The sequence below is a fragment of the Paenibacillus sp. CH40 genome (assembly GCF_024213605.1).
GTDB lineage: Bacteria > Bacillota > Bacilli > Paenibacillales > Paenibacillaceae > Paenibacillus > Paenibacillus polymyxa_B.
Genome location: NZ_JANAVQ010000001.1, coordinates 1,336,101 through 1,356,471 on the forward strand (window position 1 = coordinate 1,336,101; position 20,371 = coordinate 1,356,471).

15 protein-coding genes are annotated in these 20,371 nt (G+C 45.0%); 7 read left to right on the forward strand and 8 right to left on the reverse strand.

The window, feature by feature from the left end:
• Nucleotides 1-2: 2 nt before the first annotated feature.
• From NLX73_RS05935 to NLX73_RS05960, 6 genes are read left to right on the forward strand one after another with little or no spacing between them, the layout of a single operon-like run.
• Entirely contained in the window at nucleotides 3-992 is a 990-nt protein-coding gene (locus NLX73_RS05935; protein ID WP_165176802.1) for an ABC transporter ATP-binding protein, read from the forward strand.
• Complete coding sequence (locus NLX73_RS05940; protein WP_165176800.1) at nucleotides 989-1,798, forward strand: ABC transporter permease; 810 nt, start codon at nucleotides 989-991, stop codon at nucleotides 1,796-1,798. The genes NLX73_RS05935 and NLX73_RS05940 overlap by 4 nt, the downstream gene beginning before the upstream one ends.
• 3 nt (nucleotides 1,799-1,801) lie before the next feature.
• Nucleotides 1,802-2,614, forward strand: coding sequence for an ABC transporter permease (locus tag NLX73_RS05945; RefSeq protein ID WP_231109362.1), 813 nt, complete (start codon nucleotides 1,802-1,804; stop codon nucleotides 2,612-2,614).
• 35 nt (nucleotides 2,615-2,649) lie between these two features.
• Nucleotides 2,650-3,600, forward strand: coding sequence for a methyltransferase domain-containing protein (locus tag NLX73_RS05950; RefSeq protein ID WP_254325605.1), 951 nt, complete (start codon nucleotides 2,650-2,652; stop codon nucleotides 3,598-3,600).
• Nucleotides 3,593-4,564: a 3-oxoacyl-[acyl-carrier-protein] synthase III C-terminal domain-containing protein gene (locus NLX73_RS05955; protein WP_254325606.1), complete on the forward strand. Its 972-nt coding sequence runs from the start codon at nucleotides 3,593-3,595 to the stop codon at nucleotides 4,562-4,564. Before NLX73_RS05950 ends, NLX73_RS05955 begins: the two co-directional genes overlap by 8 nt.
• On the forward strand, nucleotides 4,516-5,133 hold the full coding sequence (locus NLX73_RS05960; RefSeq protein ID WP_254325607.1) for a hypothetical protein: 618 nt from the start codon (nucleotides 4,516-4,518) through the stop codon (nucleotides 5,131-5,133). Before NLX73_RS05955 ends, NLX73_RS05960 begins: the two co-directional genes overlap by 49 nt.
• Nucleotides 5,134-5,995: 862 nt before the next feature.
• On the opposite strand, the gene xerS is transcribed toward NLX73_RS05960, so the two are convergent.
• From xerS to NLX73_RS05975, 3 genes are all read right to left on the reverse strand, one after another.
• Nucleotides 5,996-7,066 (reverse strand): tyrosine recombinase XerS, encoded by a 1,071-nt coding sequence (xerS, locus tag NLX73_RS05965; RefSeq protein ID WP_254325608.1) that lies wholly within the window; start codon nucleotides 7,064-7,066, stop codon nucleotides 5,996-5,998.
• A gap of 408 nt (nucleotides 7,067-7,474) precedes the next feature.
• Nucleotides 7,475-7,639 carry an Imm53 family immunity protein gene (locus NLX73_RS05970; RefSeq protein ID WP_254325609.1) on the reverse strand — a complete coding sequence of 55 codons (165 nt, stop codon included), beginning with the start codon at nucleotides 7,637-7,639 and terminating at the stop codon, nucleotides 7,475-7,477.
• Nucleotides 7,640-7,979: 340 nt separating this feature from the next.
• A complete protein-coding gene (locus tag NLX73_RS05975) occupies nucleotides 7,980-8,948 on the reverse strand; it encodes an NAD(P)H-dependent flavin oxidoreductase (RefSeq protein WP_254325610.1) in 969 nt (322 codons plus the stop codon).
• 218 nt (nucleotides 8,949-9,166) lie between these two features.
• Here NLX73_RS05975 and NLX73_RS05980 point away from each other — a divergent pair, with 218 nt between their 5' ends.
• The gene (locus NLX73_RS05980; protein ID WP_254325611.1) at nucleotides 9,167-9,535 is read left to right on the forward strand and encodes a winged helix-turn-helix transcriptional regulator; all 369 of its coding nucleotides are present in this window, start codon (nucleotides 9,167-9,169) and stop codon (nucleotides 9,533-9,535) included.
• A 735-nt stretch (nucleotides 9,536-10,270) separates the two neighbouring features.
• Here NLX73_RS05980 and NLX73_RS05985 read toward each other — a convergent pair.
• The 5 genes from NLX73_RS05985 to NLX73_RS06005 form a co-directional block, all read right to left on the reverse strand.
• A complete protein-coding gene (locus NLX73_RS05985) occupies nucleotides 10,271-10,444 on the reverse strand; it encodes a hypothetical protein (protein WP_165176790.1) in 174 nt (57 codons plus the stop codon).
• Between the two features lie 182 nt (nucleotides 10,445-10,626).
• Nucleotides 10,627-10,917, reverse strand: a complete 291-nt coding sequence (locus NLX73_RS05990; RefSeq protein WP_254325612.1) for an SDR family NAD(P)-dependent oxidoreductase — start codon at nucleotides 10,915-10,917, stop codon at nucleotides 10,627-10,629.
• A gap of 516 nt (nucleotides 10,918-11,433) precedes the next feature.
• A complete protein-coding gene (locus tag NLX73_RS05995) occupies nucleotides 11,434-15,435 on the reverse strand; it encodes a GH32 C-terminal domain-containing protein (RefSeq protein WP_254325613.1) in 4,002 nt (1,333 codons plus the stop codon).
• Nucleotides 15,436-15,625: 190 nt separating this feature from the next.
• Nucleotides 15,626-17,899 (reverse strand): GH32 C-terminal domain-containing protein, encoded by a 2,274-nt coding sequence (locus NLX73_RS06000; RefSeq protein WP_254325614.1) that lies wholly within the window; start codon nucleotides 17,897-17,899, stop codon nucleotides 15,626-15,628.
• Nucleotides 17,896-20,364, reverse strand: coding sequence for a PfkB family carbohydrate kinase (locus NLX73_RS06005; RefSeq protein ID WP_254325615.1), 2,469 nt, complete (start codon nucleotides 20,362-20,364; stop codon nucleotides 17,896-17,898). The genes NLX73_RS06000 and NLX73_RS06005 overlap by 4 nt, the downstream gene beginning before the upstream one ends.
• Nucleotides 20,365-20,371 lie beyond the last annotated feature (7 nt).

Consider the following 20,371-nt stretch of genomic DNA (forward strand, 5'->3'; position numbering starts at 1 on the left):
AATTGACAGCGATCCATGTGGTGCAGTTAGCTAAAAACTTCACCTATTACACCAAAGAGGTCGGAATGCTTCATTCCATTAAAAACCTCTTTTATCGGAAAAGTTTGACGAAGGAAGCGGTGAAAAATATCTCCTTTTCGATCGAAGAGGGGGAAATGGTTGCTTTCCTTGGGCCTAATGGGGCAGGCAAAACGACGACGCTAAAGATGCTCTCTGGCATCTTACATCCAACTAGCGGCGAACTTACTGTACTGGGCTTCAAGCCTTATGAGCGAAATAAGGAATTCAAGAAGCAGTTCGCTATTGTAATGGGGCAGAAGAGCCAACTATGGGTTGACTTGCCTGCGGCGGAATCCATTTTGCTAAACAAATATATCTATCAGGTTGACGATCGGCATTACAAACAAACACTGAACGAACTCATCGAACTGTTGGACGTCAAGCACATTATGAATGTTCAGGTAAGGCGTTTATCGCTAGGTGAGCGTATGAAGATGGAGCTCCTTGCAGCGCTTATTCATAAACCGAAACTGCTTTTCCTGGATGAGCCGACGATCGGGCTCGATATTGTTACACAGAAAAAGGTGCGGGAGTTTTTGAAGTATTACAATGAACAGCATAGGACAACGATTATTTTGACAAGTCATTACATGAAGGACATCGAGGATCTGTGCAAGCGGACGATCATTATTAATGATGGCAGGCTCGTCTTCGACGGGGATCTGAAGCGAATCGACGATGTTTTGAACGACACGAAAATCATACAGTTAAAATTTAAGCAACACGTAGCGACTGGACAGCTGCAGTTGTACGGGAAGGTGCGTCAATCGGACGGATTTCATGCCACGCTGGAGATAAGTAAGGAGCGCATTAGCATGGCTTCCAGGGATTTGCTTGAACACTACCCGATTGAAGATATTACGATCGAAGATATTCCTATCGAGGAAGTCGTTGTATCCTTGTATCAGCGGGATGATCGGGTATCCGGATGAGTGCCTTTCCCAAATACGGACGCGTGTTCCAGTTAGGCGTTCAGTCTTCACTCGAATATCGATTTGACTTTCTCTTTTCCTTGATCAGTGCATTCTTTCCGATTCTGATCCAATATTATATTTGGTCAGCGGTCTATGGAAGATCGGAATCGTCGGAATTTTTCGGATATACCTACGGCCAAATGATTTTATACACGATAACGGCAGCCATCGTGACGAAAATTGTGACAACGGATATAGGTCAAAACGTGGCCACCGAGATCAAGGATGGTGGGTTGAATAAATATTTGGTTCAACCGGTCAGTTTTTTCGCTCTGAAGCTATTTACTATGCTGGGGCAAAAGATTTTCTTTTTTTCAGCCATGCTATGTATCTTGCTGTTTACACTCGTTTACTTGACCGGAACTTATGGTATACGGATTCCCTTGGCACATATTCTACTCTTTATGGTGTCAATGGTCATGTCTTTGTTGTTAAACTTTCTTATCTCTTATACGCTCGCGGCTGTTGCATTTATATTGTCTGAAATCTCCTATTTTTTTGAAATGACCGGCTTATTTGTCATCATTTTAAGTGGTGGTGTTTTTCCGATTGAGGTGTTTGGTAAGACCATAAATAAGATTTTAGACTACTTGCCATTCAAGTATACGATCCATTTTCCTGCGAATGTTATTAATGGCAGATTGTCAATGGACGAGGCAGTACAAGGAATCGGGATGCAGTTCTTCTGGATGATCGCGCTGCTTGCCTTTTCACGGATCGTATGGCGCGCCGGAATGAAGAAGTATCTCGGATTGGGGGGCTGACCGGTGAGAGGATGGCTGGGAACGCTTCGCAACTACCTAATGATTTACTTTTTGTTCATTAAGAACTGCTTTATTGCTCAAATGGAATACAGGACGAACTTCATACTCGGGATTGCTGTGGAAATCGCATACTTGTTTGCCAAGCTGCTTTACGTCGTAGTAGTCTATGAGACGGACTTGCATATCGGATCGATCACGCCTGATGGTATCTTGATGTTTGTCGGCACATACACGATTATGACCGGTCTTTATTCCGGGCTCTTTTTCCCTAATTTCGTCAGGGTATCCGAGTATATACGCAGCGGGACGTTGGATCTACTCATGGTTAAGCCAATTTCACTACAGTTTTTGGTTTCGCTTCGATACATCGATCTTGGGATGCCAATTCCGAATTTCATCGCGGGTGGAACGATGGTTGTGATCAGTTGGAATGCATTAAATATCCCGGTAACGGCATGGAGTTTATTCTCATTTTTGTTTTACTTGGGGACAGCGTTGATCATTACTTACTGTCTCATGTTCATCCCAGCCTTGTTATCCTTCTGGCTTGTTAATACGGGAGGGCTGGCGGGAATTTTCTATTCCATTTGGGACGCCAATAATATGCCAATGCCGATCTATTCACGTTTCATCCAACGAATCGGCGTGTATTTATTGCCTTTTCTCGTCATTACGAATTTTGCGCCTATGATGGTGATGAATCAGCTGACACCTGCTTTGGCGGTATGGGGCGCTATCGTACCAATTGTGCTCCTTGTAATCGTTCGCTTCGTTTGGAGTCGGGCAATACGTAATTATAACAGTGCAAGTGGCTAAAGGCTGACAACTTAATTTAGGGAGGGAGGAATGACATGCATATGCTTCGTTGGCCGGCAACCGGCATTGCCTTAGTATGTCCTATTTGCAAGTCAAAGCTAAACACATCGGATCAGATGTTGGTGTGCGGGGAGTGCGCGGTCAGTTACTTCTTCGGTGATGGTGGTGTTCCGTTTATGCTGGCTGATCTGCAAGGGCAGGAAAGCGGGGAAACTGCATTCCTCAAAAAGGATATCATGAAGATGTTCACTAACTATAATCGGTCCTTGGACGAGAGTGGCTTTTCCCGTTTCTCGACATTTATCAATTGGGGGTTCGCCTCCGAGTTCAACCAGGCCCCAGCAAGTGTCAATCGAAACTCCATCCGGCTTCTGCAGGAGTGCTTGGATGGTTTATATCTCGAGGATAAGAACATTTTGGAGGTAGCCTGTGGCAGGGGGGGAGGCGTGCGAGAGCTCTGTCGAAGTTACGGTGTGAGAAGCGTTGTTGGCTTAGATCTGACCGAAGCCAATATTGCATTTTGCCAATTGACCAACCGTTTCCCAAATGCCTATTTTTGTGTTGGGGATGCCGAGAGGCTTCCTATCGGTTCGTCATGCTGTGATTTTGTCCTCAACATGGAAGCGTCTGATCTATATCCATCGATTAAGTCTTTTTATGACGAGGTCTTCCGGGTGCTGAAACCGGGCGGGACTTTCGTTTATGCGGACGATTTGCCAACCTGGAAGTTTGACGATGGTGAACGATATTTGCTTGAACTGGGCTTCGAGCTGCTTATATCACGCGATATCACGGGGGAAGTTTTGCTTTCAAGTGATCAAGTTCTAAAGAATCGCATAGCCGCTTTTGGAACTGAAGATCAGATGGATACTGCGATTTGGAAAACAATGGGTGTGCCAGGCACTTCCTTGTACGATGAAATGAAAAGCGGGGAACGCCAGTACAAGATCATGCATTTCCGAAAGCGGGCTCATCACAATGTATGAGAACCACGTGACGATCGTCGATTATTCCGTCTATCTCCCGAAGTCCCGTATCCATGTCACGAAAGCGATTCAGCAGGTGAAGGCCGACGGCGTAGAATTTCGAATGAGCGATTCGGAATACTTGAACAAAGGCTTTGAGCTGGTGTCCATAGAAGAGGAACTTGAATTGGAACAGATGATTGCTACCGTGTGTAGGCCAATTCTGCGCCGGGCTCTGCAGATGAATGTACAGATCGCGGCGGTCATGTTTGCTAGTGTAACGAATAATGAAAACGGTGAACGGAATCTTTTTGATCGCCTAGCAGATGAATTCGCCCTTGAGGCAGTCCCATTTATCCCTTTGGAGGAATATTCTTGTTCCACGATGCACTTATCGTTGTGCCTGGCGTCGAACTACTTCATGGCCCCGCGTCAGCAAGGTGAAGGAATCTTGTTCATCACTGCCGACAGAGCCATGAATTCTTATGAACGGAGCGATCCGTTCATGGTGTTCGGTGACGGCGCGAGTGCTGCTTTATATATGAAGGGGCAGCGTCAAGGACAGCAGACACTTGCTTCGGTTATGAGAGTCGACGGCCTCGTATACGATCTGGCTCCAGATCGTATTCAATTATATTACTCAACGTTTTATTTAGGGGTCAGACAGGCAGTAAGAGCAGCATTAAGCGAGTCCGGTATTCACATTGCTCAGATCGCCGTGATCTTTTGCACCAATTTGGGGCTACACGTATGGAGTATGCTGGCTCAAGTGCTGAGGGTGTCCCTGGAACGCTTCTACAATCTAACCCTCTCCAAGGACGGACATATTCATAACACCGATATCCTAAATAATATCGATCACGCTATCCGTTCAGGTTTCTTGAAAGAAGGGGACTTGTATATGACGATTTCCGTTGGTTTCGGAGGCTATTACGGTTGCGCGATTCATCGGTATGCCAAGAAGGTGAACGAGTTATGTATTTGACATTTCATCATGCTGAGGCCGCTGTGGGATTAGAAATGCCATGGGGACGGATAACCGATCTAATTGAAACGAATAGGAATTGGACCGAAGGAATTGACTTGCTCTGTTACTGTCATCAGACGGACTTTGAAACTGGTGTTAATGGCTGTGCTAAACTGAGACAAGAATTAGGGCTAAATGAGGTTATGCCCATTTCCGTCGGGCAGTCGGGTAGCCTTTCTCTATCTAATGCATTAACATTATTAGACTGGATGTTCAATAGCGTTACAAAAAATCATGCTCTTTGCGTCATTGCCGACTCATTCATTCCGGATCGTATGGACAAACAAGGGAGTTGCTTGAGTATGACCGCACTGATCGGTGTATCGACTATGGCCGGTGATTATCGAGTTGAAAGCTGCCGTAAGCTTCCAGGCACCAACGTTAAAGCAGGAGCAAAAAGCGCAGTTGAACCGATCCTAAAGCTTGGACTGCACCAATCAGAGTTTACAAGCGATCTGGAGATGGAAGTCGTCACGTTCGATGCTGGAGTCTTCGGTGCAAGCCAACTGAAGTTACGACGAACATAATTTCCTCGTACCCACCATCTTACCAAGGCCATTTAGGAGAAGGATTGGTTTTTTCCATGCGCTCCATCGTGACCTCGGGATATTGCTTCTTGTCGAGGGACAAGAACATTGTGTCATTGAAGTCGCTATTTTAGCGGCTTTTTTATTTTATCGGTAAAAGTTCGTGTCCCGAGCCAATGACAAGAACTTTTACCGATTGCCGGAATGGACAAGAACATAGTCCGATTTCCGATTAGATGTGTATCGCTATTTTAGGAGGATAGGACGACTTTTATTGTGGGATGAAGTTACAGGGAGTTGAAAGTGCTTTTTACCGATCAAGGGGTTCGGTGAATTTTAAAGTCAGATTTTGAATATTGAGAGTTAGTAAAAAAGGACCTCAGAAACTGAAAAATTTCGAGGTCCTTTACTGCGGATTTGGATTGAAAACGACGTTGACGGCAAGCATCATCTAAGAGGACTCCCAGCGGGTGACCTTTTTTGTAAAACCTTTACAAAAATGCGTAACAGGCAGGAAGCCCTTGATTGGGAGAAAGCGAATGCTATGAGTCTATGGAAAAAAGGCAATTCAATGAGTAGACATCAACAACCACGTCCATGGGAAGAATAGAGGGAGATGAGCGTATTGTATCTAAAAGCATTTGATCTAGATTTACCTTATATAATTAATGATGAAAATGTTGAATCAATGAAGTGGGGCTTTTATAAAGTTTTATTTATCATGAAATAAATTAGAGATGTATAATTTATCAAATAATCTTGAAAATCGCAATGCTCGTTATGAGTGAATGCGTCGCTAGACATTTAGTCAAAATACGGATTTTGTGAAGATGTTCAAGAGAAACCGTGTAGCGACACGGTTTCATCGGTCCATATTATTCACAGCATTACGCATCTCTTCATCTGTTAAGTGAGTATATATCATTGTTGTTTGAATGGAAGAATGCCCTAATTGATTCTTTAGTCTTGGGACATCGTTATTTTCAAGATGATATCGCGTTGCAAATGAATGCCTGAGCGAATGCACTGTTAGAGAAGGTTTCCCAAAGGCAGTTGCATATTTTTCAATCAGCTTTTCAATTGATCGTTGTGTCAGACGACGGCTTTTTCCTTTACGACCTACAGGAGCTGCAATGAATAAATAGTTTTCTTGTTTATCTGGTAAATATCTTGTTTCTCTGATCTGCAGATAACTTTCTAAATCCATTAAAGCCTGTTTGCTAAAGTAAACGTATTGTTCTTTATCACCTTTACGTACCACTCGAACTAAAGCTTTATTCATATCTAAGTCATCCATATTAATTCCTGCAACCTCAGACAATCTAAGCCCTGAACCTAATATCAGCGAAACGATTGCTGTATCACGCTCACGATTAAACTGATGAAACGTAAAAATACGCTTGTTTTCTTTATGTTTTTCACCAAAATCATAAGCTACAAATTGCCTGAATAATTCGAAATCATCATTTCTTAGAATTTTTCCTTCAATACGGTTTGCAATGGTTTCTTGGCTTTCTTTGATAGCATTCAAATCCATTTTGGCCATTACATTTCGTTGAATATAAGACTTCAAGTCGCTTGTTTCAGCCTTATTCTGAAGGTAATCAAACAACGATTTTAGAGAGGACAATTTGCGATTTATCGTAAGTTTCTTGTTTCCAAGTTGATAATCCAGGAATGACAAGAAGTTTTCCACTTCACGTATTGTTAATAACTCCAATGTTTCTAAGGTTATTTCTTTCCGATTTGATGAAGTTAGATTCTCTGCAATAAGCCAATCGAAAAAAATAATGTAATCATGACAGTAATTAAGAAGTGTTGTTGGAGATAACTTGCGTTTTTTGCTATCTATAAATTCTGTTACATACCAAGGTAAATCGGACAATTTTTCATCAATACGTTGCATGTAGTGATTTTTCATTAGTTTATCCATTTATGTACAAACCTCCATGGATTCATCATAACCCATCGTTATTTATTCGTCAAATTATTATTTTACGTAATTTTAATATTCATCTTACATTATGGCATGGTAATTCGGAATATCCCTATGAATAGGAGAATTTTGTTTTTTTTCAGCACACGTTCAACCCAAAGTCTTTTGGCTTCTGCTTTATCTTGAGCTAGCTTCGTTCCACAGTTAAGAAAACCCGCCTAAGCATGGGTTAAAAAGTTCTAAGGCTTAACATCTGTTTTATCATTCTCTGCGATACCGAGTATTAATCTAACTTTACCCATCTATAGAATATAGATAGCATTTCACCTAGATTTCCTGGGCCCCCTGCAGAAAATAAACTGCTCTCGATATTGCAGTGAATTCAGTCATCATCGCTTCTCTCTATTATAAGCGCATTAAATTTTTTGTTTCTAGTTCTGTTTCTTTTAAATTAATTTTAATTTGCCATCCTGGATTATCAAGCGTTGTTATTTTTATTCGTTCTTGATGCTCCCAATCTTCATCGCAGTGTAAATAATACCATTCTTGTAACCAAGTTAATATATCCAATCATTCGGTGAACGGAGCTTTAATAGGACGCCCTTCATAATACTTCAGTCTGATATTATCATAGACGGCTCTAATTGCTCTTTATCGAGTGGCTGATACTGGTTTTCAAATAATACCATGGATTAGAGGTAACCGCGGCTTAAGGGCAGGCTTATCTCCCGACAGAATACCGATACATAGCCCCACCCACGGAATCACATATTTAGGTAAATTCGTTTGATTAGCTGCCTTAAAGATGGCCTCCCGTTGTTCCGCCGTCAGGGTTTATTCGCATAAGAACGAACAGAGGTATGATTTTGAAGTAATTCAAGCGTATTATTCAAAGGATGGGGCTCCGTTTTTACTTAATACCAGCTGCCAACTCATCAACCACTTCTTGTACAGTTTGGATCTTTTTAATTGGTGTAATTCCAGTACCAACAGTGATAATACCACCTTCGCCGTTACCTTCAAGCATACCGATACGGATTACACTTGAACTACCCCCAACCTTAGCAATTTCTTCACGAGATGCGCCCTGGTTATCCATAGCCACCAATTTTTCAGCAAACGGTGTAGGCAACGAACGATAGTAAGCTGGTAAAGTACGGTACAACAACAAATCTGCTGCAGATGAATCCACTATCATTTGCTTTACTGATTGTGCTGCGGGGTTTTCAACAGTAGGAATAAAACGGCTTCCTAAAAAGACACCTTCTGCCCCCAATTCAAAGGCGCTGGCAACACCGCGAGCATCACCGATTCCACCAGCAGCGATAACTGGAATATCAAGCACATCAACGATCATAGGAGTTATTGTAAACGTACCAATGATACTTGTTGGCAATGTTCCACCCTCATCAAATCCAGTAACAACATAAACGTCAACACCCATAGCTTGAGCAGCCTTTGCATCTTCGATCGTTGGAGTCAAAGGACGATAAACAATCTTAATGCCCGCTTCCTTTAATGGGGTAATGATCTTTTCAGTCAATGTTCCTTCAACACCATTAAGAAGAATAACTTGAACACCTTCTTCAATGACAACTTCTAAAATTGGCCAAGTGAACTTCATATCTGCATCAGTAATCAAAGTTGTACCAAATGGTTTATCCGTCAGTTCCTTTGTTTTACGAATCTCGCGGCGCATACGTTCTGCGGTTTCCTCTGGAGAGGTTGTAATTGTCGTTTGACCGGCATTCGGACCAAGAATCCCTAAACCACCCGCATTACTCACGGCAGCAACAAATTTAGCATTCGTAATCCAACTCATAGGTCCTTGTAAAATGGGCTTTTCAATACCAAGAATTTCTGTTACACGATTTTTCATAATTATTATCCTCTCTTTAGCACCATTATTGGCATAATACTGTAAAGCTTAATTGGTCTGATCTCCGGGTTATGTTACAATAATCATTAGCTTGCTAATAATATTTGTATTAGTTAGCAGCCTTGGCACTATCATAAGTCCATACGTTTCATTTGCAAAGAAGGCAATTTAAATGAACGTAGTACATATTTTTGTACTTTTAGACTGGGAGCGATATCATGAGGGTATGTAATAAAGGATTTGAAAAAGAGTTTATTGATGAAAAAAGAAATATGTACGCAATAGCCTTTACGCAAAATGTACTTTCGGGGCGATGGAAATATTTCATTATCTGGTATCTGGAAGGGGAAAGACGCCGGTTTACCGAGATAAAAAATTTCCTGAGAGGCTTGTCGCAAGGCTCGCTCACCAAGCAACTCAAGGAGCTGAAGGACGACGGAATTATTCAGCGCGATGTGTATCCGGAAGTTCCGCCACGGGTCGAATATTCGCTGACAGAGAAAGGAAACAAACTGCTGCCTGTCCTAAAGAAGATGGAGGAATTCGGTAAAGCATATGGGGAGAAGCCTGAATTAGATGAAGGATAAAGGCTACCTCCTAATCAGCCAGCACATAAAATCTCGCCATCTGGACCAAATGTATGTTCAGGATTGCTCCTTCAGCCAGCCATTCTAGTCCACCTCAAAAGGAATGGCCTTGCCACTACTTCTAATTGCATAACATATCGGGTAACAGTAAGTTAAGCCAACCTTTGGGGATAGGCCCAAAATATCGAACCTGGTCAAATCGGCAATAGTACCATGTTCTTGTCCATTGTGGGCAAAGGGACCAAGTTCTTGTCCTTTGCTTAGGACAAGAATACCGTTAAAAGACAAGAACTTGTACCTATTGACGTTTTTTGTTCGCCCTCTTTACTTTATTTTAGCATAATAAAAAAAACCTTTGAAAGCGACAGACATGGTCTAGTGTGTCCTGCATTCTTTCTTTGTCCCCAACTCTTCTAATGAAGTTATTTAAAACCCCTAACAATTAATGTTAGGGGCTAACTTCAAGTGAAACCAGTATATCGCGCCCGTTGTGGCCAAAGAATACGTTCATTTTACTTTTAAAAAGTGTATAACTCAATTTATTACCAAGGTAAAAGCAAAGCTTATCAAGAACATCGGAAAAAATCCTATTCAAAATTATTCTTTGCATATTGATAAGTCTAACAAGGCAATTAATTAAAATCTTGCATTAAGTCATCAATCACTGCTTTTACAGTTCTAATCTCTTTAATTGGAGTAATACCTGTGCCGACAGTAATATAGCCATCCACTTTGTTACCCTCTAGCATTCCGATACGCAGACCACTTGCTCCGCCCATTGCTTTTGCTCTTACTGATCACCCCTTGTTCCACCAATTCTGCGAACCGTGCTTGTTCTGCGGGCAACTGTTCCGCAATTTCTTCCTGCGGTGCGTCTGGTTGAATTTTGACATGAACGAGAAAACGCATGTTTCACTCCTCCTAATATGTTAATATACTGTAAAATCCAAATCTCATTTATTATAGTTTCACACGATCAATACCAATACTTTCACTACAAGCATCGAGTAGGGTATTTTTATTGAAATAAATGTGGGTACAGGGAAGGAACTCCTCCGGCAAGACCCTGCTGTACCTCCCGACTTGTAGCATCAGTCAACAATCTCGTAGAGGTCGGCTTCAATCTCATCGATTGCGGTTCTAGAGATGTCCTTTGGAGATGATTTAGGCGCATGGATGCCAGCTGTCATGTCCGTGTCCATAAACGCTACATACAATCCGGCACCCCTAACGTTCTTAGCAGCTAATTCTAAGCGTAATGCTTTTGTTACTCCCCATTGAGCAGATTTTGCAGCTGAATATGCCCCTCCTTCGCCTATATTGATCCAAGATAATACGGATAGGATATTCAGAATCGAACCCCCTTCATTCTTCTCAATCACTGGTGCGAACGTGCGAATTCATTGAAAGTGTACCAGAAACATGAGTGTGGAATTACAAATGAATATCATCCAGCTCACCTGTGAGCAGAGAAGCACCCGTTGCTGAACCAGCGTTGTTAATTAGAAGGGTAACATCCCTGCGATCTCTGCTGCAGCTACCACAGATTTCGGATCAGTAATATGAGTTGTAGTGGAATAGCACCAGGCAGATCGACTGATTCTGGGTTCCTCGCACCAGCGTATACTTTAGCTCCTCTTGCTAAAGTTCAAGAGCTAGATGTTTGCCTAAACCTCGCTTTGAACCGCTGACAATAGCAACTTGTTTTGAAATATCCATTTTGCTACACCGAATCATTAAATTAAATACATTTTTATCTCCCAGCCAAATAAAATTGGTTCAGCTTTGTTTTACAAGTAGCTGCCGTTCTCCTTTGCCATTTCGAATGACAAGCTGCTCTGACTATTCGGTTTGCTTGGAGTGACTGCAGGACTCACGGGTGTTCTGTATTGACAAGGTCAGTTGTTGGTCTTCTTCTTTACCTGAACAGGTACGTTGAAATCATCGACGTTAATATGTCCAAACCCGCCTTTGGAGTGGTCAACCACCTTAATGTAAAGCTCCTCGCCGATATAATCCGACGCATCCCAAATCTTCCGTTGATATTCTTCATAATTGGTCGCTGTCTCTTTAAATAACTCTTTGCCGTCCGACGCCCGAACCAGCGCAACATACAGACGGTCTATATCCCGGCCGCCGCTGATAAGGAAGTTGATCTTACCGTTCCCACCAAGGACGAAATTTTGAGATCTTAGCGCTCCTGTCAAGCTGTCGCCGCCGGCTTGCTCGTTGAAGCCCCATAAATGGTAGCCGCCCGGAATTTTATGCGACGGGTTGAAGTAAATGGTGTCCCAGAAGAACTGGGTATTGGTCACATGGACATTCTGGAAGGCGTCTCCTTCCGTAATCCATCCTGTTAAGTCGCCTGTAGCAAAATCATGGTTAGGCAGCTCTGTAATATCCTTATACACGGAGTTATCCCAGTTATCGGGCACATAGACCGGAGCAGCCGGTTTACCCGTTAAGGCATTCATATCCCATACTTGCATAGACTTGACAGTGATATCGCCATCGGCCCAGATCTGCAAGCCCAAGGAGTCGTATCTGCCTACATAGACACGAGTTGTCAGCTTTTTCTTGTAATTTGCAAAGGCTTCAATGACCGAGCGATCGAGAAAGATATGGAGTTTCAAGTTCTCTCCGTCAAGATCTACATACCCTCCTTGAATGCCGTCCACACGCACATCCGGATCAATGCTGCTCTTGGTTCGATCCACATTGAATGTCCCGTTCTTCTTGTCGTAGTAAATGAGCGTCTCTTCTTGGCCTTTTTCCGAGCGTCGCACCTTGAGACCGAATTTCTGGGCCTCACGCGGATCAATCTCCATCACAATCTCTAGCATGTCGCCTTTGACATTTTTAATCAATTGATTGGCACTCTCCAAATTTTTGTCCGAAAAATCAACCCATTTTTTCCCTCGAAGGCTCTGCAGTTCTTTAATCGGTTCGACATGCAATTTATCATGCTTATCGAGGCTTAGGGAAAACGGCAAAGATAAATTATGAGCCCATCCGGATTGATATTCGGCTTGCGGTGTTCTTACATTTTGCACCATGGAGAATACGACCGTTCTTCCGTCAGGTGTGACCAGACCGCTCTCTGCGGTTAAATAGCCGTCACCTACATCCATTTTGGAGGGTGCCTCCTGATCAGGAATAAAATTAAAGTTATCCCGGTCCCAGGTCCCGATCCAGTAAAAGACCTCAACATCTCTTTGCACATCGTTCGCTGGAGGAACATGTTCCGGCTTTTCATGCGGATTAATCATGAAAATATATTTTTGCTTGCCCGTACTATCCGTGCCTAACGGCAATAACACTGGCAGCTCCCATACCGTACCCAACTCCGGATAACGGCTTCTGTCACTAACGTATAATGGCCCCTTATATTCCCAATTGTACATATCGTCGGATACATACACCAAAGCTGTGCCGCTTCTGAAGTCTGGAAGGCCAGACGTCACTAACTGATACCACTTGTCCACCTCTTTGTCGTACCATACAAATGGATCGCGGAACTCGTTGTGAATGCCTTTTCCGTTCTGCTCCGTTACTGGTTTAGGATATTTCACCCATTTTTCCAAATAGGGATCGGACAAATCCGCCGGAGTTGCCAGCCCGGTTCTTTGGTTCGGCGACTGGGAGTCGTTGCCGGCGGTATAGAACAGAACGGGGTTGCCGTTTCGATCATACGCTGCACTGCCTGACCACGTGCCGTCCGGATCAAGGGTGCCCGCTTCGGGCGCAAGAGCAGGTCTTACATTTTCCCAGTTCACCATATCGTCACTCACCCAATGCCCCCAGTGGATTTGATGCCAGTATGGACCTTGCGGGTTATGTTGATAAAATAAATGGTATTTGCCGTTATAATAAATTGGTGCATGTGCTTCATTCATCCAGTTTTGCGGAGCCATCGCGTGGTACTGGGGACGGTGCTGATCTCCGTCAAACACACTGGGATCCTCATCAATGTCCGCATTCGGAATTTTCGGAATCGAACCTCCATGATGCGTCTTCACGCTCTCATATCCAGCAAGTATCTCCTGGTTCGTAAGGGCTTTATTATGCAGCTTCACTTCATCTAGGAGTCCGCTGAACATATTGAAGGAGAACAACCCTGCTAACTCTACAGGTTTATTATTTTTCCCGATGATCAGGCTTTCGGTAGATGGGGTGATCGGAACGTTGACGGGGGTTGCTTGGGAAGCCACTTCCTCACCGTTTAGATATAACTTAATCTTTCCATCTTCTTTACTGAAAGTAGCGGCCACATAATTCCACTTGTATTTCTCCAACGGGTGATCCTTTACCCATACCTGAATCCACTGGCCGCCAATTCCTACCTGCATCGACCATGTACCGTGCCGATACATTCCAAGAGAAAAGCCCTCCGCTTTATCCTGATCGGATTGGTTTACGATCGCAGACAGCTTGTTTCCGTCTCCCCATTCATAGCTCCGCGGTGCAACCCAAGCTTCGATGGTTAACGCGTCGCTTACAGGCACAGTATCCTTTGCATTGACCTCAATATAATTCGAGTATCCATCAAACAACAAGGCACCGCCTTTTATTCCACGCGGAGTCCATCTTGGATCCTTCGATGCCATATACCTGGCGTTGTTAAATACATAGTTCACATCATGCTTAAGATTGCGTACATTCTCCAACACTTTCTTTCCTGCACCTTCATCAAGGTTTAAGTAGAAAATGGTACCCACACCACTTGCTTGGAACCCATCAACGGCAATGCTGGCTTCATTGGAATGATCGATGACCTTTACATAAAGCTTCTTGTTGTAGTGTTCCTGTACTTTCCATGAGATTTTCTCGTTCGTGCTGACATCCCCGGTTTTCATAAGCAACGTGTTGCTGTTCGCATCGTAAAGTGCGACATATGCGTTTTCCGGTTTGAGGATATCCAAAATAGTGAAGTTAATTGTTCCGGTTCCCTGAAGCGTGAAAGTATTAGAGGTGATGGAGCCCTTACCTTGCACGGAGGATTTGGCATAGAAGTTCCCTTCTTTGCTCGCATGAGCTTCATCGGTCACTTCAAAAGCATCTCCCTCAACCGTCCAGCCATCGAGATTTCCAGTTTCAAAGCTTGGATTGTCGATTTCATAGCGTTTGAAATCTGGCTTGATATCCGTCGCAACCATTCCTTCAGCTGGCTCCGATTCATGGTACACGGAGAATGCGTCCGCAAAAATGATTCCCCAATCCGAGGTTGCATTATCGACGACCTCCACATACAGTTTCTTGCCCAATTGTGTGGAAAGATCCGCCTTGTATTGCACCATATTGGCAAGCCGCATGCCCTGCGCAGGATCCGGGAAGCCAACGTCGGCGAATGCGCTATTTCCGTATCGGGCAATAACTTGTCCCGTATCGACTTCCACAATATTTATAAATACCTTGTCTGGGTTCTTCGCACCGCCAAGCTTGAAGCTGATCCAGCCGCTTCCGCCCAGCTCGAAAGTGCTGGAACGAAGTACACCTGTCGCAGATTCGTCATACTTCCAGCCGTTTAAATGATAAGCGCCTTCCTGGTTATACGGTATTTTTTCCGCCCACCAAGTCGTTTCGTCTGTCACGCTATTCGGACCGAACGCATTGCCTTTGACAACGGTCCATCCCGTCAAATCTCCTGTTTCAAATCCAGGATTCCGGATTTGATAGACCGAATCCGTAACTGACAATCCCACGTCATTCTTAGGAATATTCTTGATTTGATAAACCGCATTCGTAACCGACGAGCCTACGTCATTTTTAGGAATGAGCGTGTTCCCAGCAACAGTTCTAGATTCAGCTACTGCGGAGATTCCTGGAACAACAAGCTGGAGCACCATAGCCCATATAAGCATTCCCGATATCCAATATTTTCTTATTTTTACCTTTTTCATTCTAGATCCTCCTTCGAAATTTCTTGCACTTTCAAACATCGATACTTCATTTCGAAATGCTCTCCTAGTACAAAGATGAAAGTCAAGAAGAAAGGAGAAAATATATGAAACGTTTCCAATTAGAGAAAAGCGAAGTTACTTGATCATTTGCTGCATGACCCCATTAGTAAGGAGCGCCTAAGCAATCGTCTTACCAAATGGACTGCATATCCCATATATCCAAGGATTTAACAAACGGTTCTCCATCTCCCCAAATCTCGAGTCCCAAAGCATCCATACGGCTCGGGTACACCCGGGTTGTCAGGCTTTTCAATCCGTTTGCATAGGCTTCGACCATGGAGCGGTCCAAATAAATATGAAGCTTCAGATTCTCCCCAAGTAGCTCCAGCTTACCGCCCTGAATCCCTCTGCACTTTTCTCCCGGATGCAGTGTCGTTTTCGACCGGTCGACCATGAGCATCGCTTGATTCCAATCATAATACAGCAGAGTTTCTTCCTCCCCGTCCGGCGTACAACGGACCTTGATTCCAAATTGTTTGGCGCTGCCGGGCTCCAATTCCAATTGAATCTCAAGCATGTCACCATGAACATCCCTGAGCTGTACATTAGTTTCAGCCAATGACTGGTCCCGAAGCGATAGCCGCTTGGCGCCACGTAGCGATTGAAGCTCCTGAATCGGCTCTATTCCCAGACGTCCGTCATCCCTCAAATACACGCTTAACGGCAAGCCGCCGTTATGAGCCCAGCCCGACTTATATTCCATCTCGGACGTCCGATCGCCTTGGGCTATCGTAAAGACGATATTTCTGCCGGTCTTCGGATCAACCATTCCGCTCGGTCCGGTAAAATGGAAATCCCCGAGGTCAATCAATTGAGGCTCTTCTTGATCAGGGATGAACGAAAGATTTTGCTTGTCAAGTTGCCCGATCCAATAGAACACCTCGACATCCGCTCCCTTCCCCACAGGGCTGACAAGCAGGAGATGTTTGTTCACCCCCTGCTTGTCACTGCCAAGGGGAAGAAGCACAGGGAGCTCCCAGATGGGTCCAAGGTAAGGAAACTTCTGAATATCTGCTTTAAAAAACGGCCCTTTATACGTCCAATTCAGCATATCCTGTGACGCAAATGCCAGTGCTGCTCCACCTTCGATACCGGACCCGACCAGAGCATACCAGCCGTCATCGTCCTTCCATACGAATGGATCTCGGAAATCCCCAAATGCACCCATTCCCTTCTTCTGCACGATCAACGGCTCTGGATGTTTGACCCACTGAACCAGATCCGGGTTTCCGTCAAGGGTATAAGTGCTTCGGGCAAGCGCTACGCTCTGATTCGGAGAAGCGCTGTCATTACCTGCCGTAAAGAACAAGACAGGAAGTCCGTCAGCATCATAGGTTGCGCTTCCCGACCAGATCCCGTCCGGTGCGAGCTGATCCTTTTCGGGCGCCAGGGCCACGGGTAGATCACGCCAATGCACCAAATCCTGACTTACCCAATGTCCCCAATGGATCTGATGAAAGAACGGCCCCTGCGGGTTATGCTGATAGAACAAATGATATTGCCCGTCAAAATAGATCGGTGCATGGGGTTCGTTCATCCAATGGGCCGGCGGGCTAACATGATATTGCGGTCTGTGCCGATCAAGTAGCAGTGGCGTTCGGTCCAGCTTGATCTCGTCATAGTTTAATTGAGGCCGGTTACCTTCATGAAAGGTATCCAGCACATGCCGATAAGAAGCGGCCACTTCTTCCGCGCTCAGCGCCCGATTATAAATCTTGAGTTCATCAATGATACCGCTAAACATGTGCAGGCTGAACACTTCCGCCAGCAGGCTGCTATGGTTATTCTTGCCGATAAGAAGATCCGTGTCCGTCGCCTCAGCCAGGCGGGAACCACGAGGCACGGCTGCTGAAGCGATTTCACTGCCGTTCAAATACAGCTTGATTTCCCCTTGGTTCCCATCGAACACAGCATTCACGTATGACCATTCATTCTTGGACAGTTCATGGCCGTCTGGCGACCAAAGTTCCTTCCAGTCCCCTCCTTCCAGCCCGACTTGGAAGGACCAGGAACCGTGACGGAACATGCCAAGCAGATAACCTTGCTTGCGATCCAGGTTGTAGCGGTTCACGATGGCGGACAATTTGCCATCATCCCCCCATTCATAGGAGCGTGGGGCTACCCATACTCCAATGCTTAGCGCTGATCGATACTCTGGCTCGGTGTTCTGATTTCCCTCATCGAACGAATGCGCAATGTAAGTCGAATAACCATCGAACAGAAGCCCATTTCCAATTACCCCCTGTCTCCACCTAGGAGGGCAAGGTTTAGTGAACTCTGCTTGGTTAAATACGTACTGGATATTATCCTGGACTTGGGATACGCTCTCCAGAGCGCTTGTACCGGAATCTTCATTGAACGCCCAATACATGATCAATCCCCGATTATCGGTTGCATGGCTCATACTTCAACCCTCCTTAATGTCTGCTCCGTTGGACCATTGGGAATATGAATGGAGTTAAGAGCATGGATATAAAACGAGTTCACTACAACTTCCCCTGATTTCGCACTTATCTCAATACGATCCATCGGAGCATCAGGGAATATTTGATCCGTCAGTGCAACCAAACCCTCATTCGCGTACACTTCAACCGCGTTGCGATCCAGCCAGATATGCAGCTTGATCTTCCCATTCTCCGAAACCATTCTAGCACCGTGCTTGCACGCAAACGATGAGTGGAAATCAGTCAGGCCCGATTTCGAACGGTCGATGAATAGCCATTGACGCCAAGGGTCATAACCGATAATAGTCTCACTTTGCCCAGAGGACTTCATTTTAATGTGAACCTCGTCCCCGGAACGAATGTCGATATCCGCTTCAATTTCAAGCAGAACATCATTTATTTTTTGCGTAAACGGCGCCTCTGGCGTAACCTTAACCTCATTCCAGCAGAGCGTTCCTTTCCGCAGCTGCTCTATTTCCCGAACAGGCATTTGGGTCAGAACTACGCCCTCGTCTCGGCTGGTCAATGACAAGACGCGAGGCAGAGTCATTGTGCCTCTCCAGGCCCCGGTAGGCGTTTGGTTAGCATATTTCCAGTTGCTCATCCATCCGATGATCACACGCCGTCCGTCCTGCTCAGCTATATCCGACCAGGTGACCCCCGCATAATTGTCCCGGCCATAATCCAGCCACAGGATATGATCGGCCGGATTGTCATTGATGAACGTATTTCCGTCGAACTCTCCGATAAAGTATTGCGTGCGTGAGCCTTCCGGACAGTTGGGATTATCTCCGATGCTTATGATAAGTACCCATTTGGAATGTCCGCTGTCATCAACCAGCAATTCAAAGAGATCAGGGCATTCCCAAACTCCGTCATGCGAGCCATCAATCTTTCCGAATTCGCCTGACAACGACCATTCACGCAAATTGTCCGAACGATAAAACCGAACGTGGTCTCCCGCGACAAGAGCCATAATCCAGGATTCACTTGGCGAATGCCAGAACACCTTGGGGTCCCGGAAGTCGACCAGATCATGCTCGTCGAGTATTGGGTTCCCCTCATATTTGTGCCAAGTTCGGCCTTTATCACTGCTGTAAGCCAGGCTTTGCCGCTGGCGAGGTTGTCCGGTCTCCGGACAGATGTCTGCATGAGTGAAGAGTGCGATCAATCCATGGGAACCATCGAACAGTCCGCTGCTATTATTCCAGTCAACCACACAGCAACCGGAGAAAATAGCGCCATGCTCATCCGGGAACAGAGCGATAGGCATATGCTCCCAATGAACCAGGTCTTGGCTTACGGCATGACCCCAGTGCATCGGTCCCCATTCATTGCTATAAGGATGGTGCTGATAAAACAGATGATAGACTCCCTCGTAATAGACTAATCCGTTCGGATCATTCAACCAATGGGAGTGAGGTGAAAAATGAAAACCCGGCCTAAATCTATCATCATCGTGCTGTTTATTTGTCTCGATTATCTGGGTAATTTCATCTGTCGTCGGCATAGATTGAAGAGCCCCTTTCCGTGTGGTTACTAATGCACCGCCGGCATTAGCAAAAGTTAGCATACCGATGATTTGCTGTTTGGTCAGCTGATTCAAAGAAACACCGGCTTTCAGTATCTTATATAACAAGCAGCCCAGAAAAGCGTCGCCGGCTCCTGTAGTATCAATGGCCTCTACTTGAAAACCCGGCACATATCCGTCATGACCCGCTAATCGGTAATAGCAGCCTTTTTCCGCTAAAGTTACGAAGATCCCGGCGATGCCGAATTGCTGTTGCAGCTCTAGCGAGCCTTTTTCCACATCAGTTTTACCCGTTATAAAGTGGAGCTCATCTTCCGATATTTTCACGATGTCGGCATACTTCATGCCCCAAAGGATATTCTGTTTCGCTTCCTCTTTGCTCTCCCATAAAGCAAACCGGATATTTGGATCGAATGAAAGCAGGACTCCTGCCTCTTTAGCCTTCACAACTGCCGCTCTTGTTGCCGTACGGGCCGGCTCATGGGTCATCGACAAAGAACCAAAGTGCAGTGCATGGCAGTTTTCAATCCTATCGAACGGGACATCCTGCGTGCGCAAGTATGTATCCGCTCCTGGTTTCCGGTAGAAGCTGAACGATCGGTCTCCGTTGTCATCCAGATGGACAAATGCCAGCGTTGTATTGGCTTCATCTGTAAACGAAAGCGCAGACACGTCGATGCCGACGTTCATCAAGGTATCGTGCAGCAAGGAACCGAATTGATCATCCCCAACTTTGCTAATCAATGTCGCTCTAGTTCCTAAACGGGATAGAGCAGCTGCTACGTTAGCCGGAGCCCCTCCAGGATTACATTCAAACTGCTCGTTGCCTCTCGCGGTACGACCTGATGGCGTAAAGTCTATCAATACTTCCCCAATGGTTATTACATCAAGCATAGTTTTC

Excerpts from the sequence above, each read along its gene's own strand:
- NLX73_RS05940 (WP_165176800.1), top strand. The coding sequence starts at position 989 with ATGAGTGCCTTTCCCAAATACGGACGCGTGTTCCAGTTAGGCGTTCAG.
- NLX73_RS05950 (WP_254325605.1), top strand. The coding sequence starts at position 2,650 with ATGCATATGCTTCGTTGGCCGGCAACCGGCATTGCCTTAGTATGTCCT.
- NLX73_RS05955 (WP_254325606.1), top strand. The coding sequence starts at position 3,593 with ATGTATGAGAACCACGTGACGATCGTCGATTATTCCGTCTATCTCCCG.
- xerS (WP_254325608.1), bottom strand. The coding sequence starts at position 7,066 with ATGGATAAACTAATGAAAAATCACTACATGCAACGTATTGATGAAAAA.
- NLX73_RS05975 (WP_254325610.1), bottom strand. The coding sequence starts at position 8,948 with ATGAAAAATCGTGTAACAGAAATTCTTGGTATTGAAAAGCCCATTTTA.
- NLX73_RS05980 (WP_254325611.1), top strand. The coding sequence starts at position 9,167 with ATGAGGGTATGTAATAAAGGATTTGAAAAAGAGTTTATTGATGAAAAA.
- NLX73_RS05985 (WP_165176790.1), bottom strand. The coding sequence starts at position 10,444 with ATGCGTTTTCTCGTTCATGTCAAAATTCAACCAGACGCACCGCAGGAA.
- NLX73_RS05995 (WP_254325613.1), bottom strand. The coding sequence starts at position 15,435 with ATGAAAAAGGTAAAAATAAGAAAATATTGGATATCGGGAATGCTTATA.
- NLX73_RS06000 (WP_254325614.1), bottom strand. The coding sequence starts at position 17,899 with ATGAGCCATGCAACCGATAATCGGGGATTGATCATGTATTGGGCGTTC.
- NLX73_RS06005 (WP_254325615.1), bottom strand. The coding sequence starts at position 20,364 with ATGCTTGATGTAATAACCATTGGGGAAGTATTGATAGACTTTACGCCA.